Source organism: Pseudomonas sp. P4_C3, from assembly GCF_056402075.1.
The window spans coordinates 1-590 of sequence record NZ_JBFUIC010000792.1; the positions used below are offsets into that span (position 1 = coordinate 1).

1 protein-coding gene is annotated in these 590 nt (G+C 55.2%); it reads left to right on the forward strand.

The window, feature by feature from the left end; genetic code table 11:
- Nucleotides 1–590 (forward strand): NAD(P)/FAD-dependent oxidoreductase (locus tag AC1DVH_RS32480; RefSeq protein WP_477757222.1); only part of this gene is annotated, 590 nt, incomplete at both ends.

The window sequence follows — 590 nt, forward strand, 5'->3', positions numbered from 1 at the left end:
TCGTCGTAGTGGKAGGAGGGCCTGCCGGTCTATCGGCTGCCATTCGCCTGCGCCAGTTGGCGATCGTAGAAGGGCGGGAATTATCAGTATGTCTGGTCGAAAAAGGCGCAGAGGTCGGTGCGCATATCATGTCCGGTGCTGTATTCGAACCTACCGCACTGAATGAATTGTTTCCTGATTGGCGAAATATGGGGGCGCCACTGAACACCCCCGTGAAATCAGACGAAATTTTCTATCTGTCCTGCTCTCACCGTTCCATTCGGGTTCCCGGAGTATTCGCTCCCAGTACGATGCACAACGATGGAAACTATATCGTCAGCCTTGGCAATGTTTGCCGTTGGCTGGGTCAGCAAGCCGAGGCCCTCGGTGTCGATGTGTTTCCGGGCTTTCCTGCATCGGATGTCCTGTACGACGAGGAGGGGAGGGTCAGAGGCGTTGTGACCGCAGACATGGGTGTCGGTCGAACTGGTGAGCAAAAGGGGGGCTTCACGCCCGGCATCGAGCTGATCGGTAAGCAAACCGTCTTCGCTGAAGGTTGTCGGGGACACCTAGGAAAACAACTGATTAGTAAGTACTCCCTTGATGCAGAT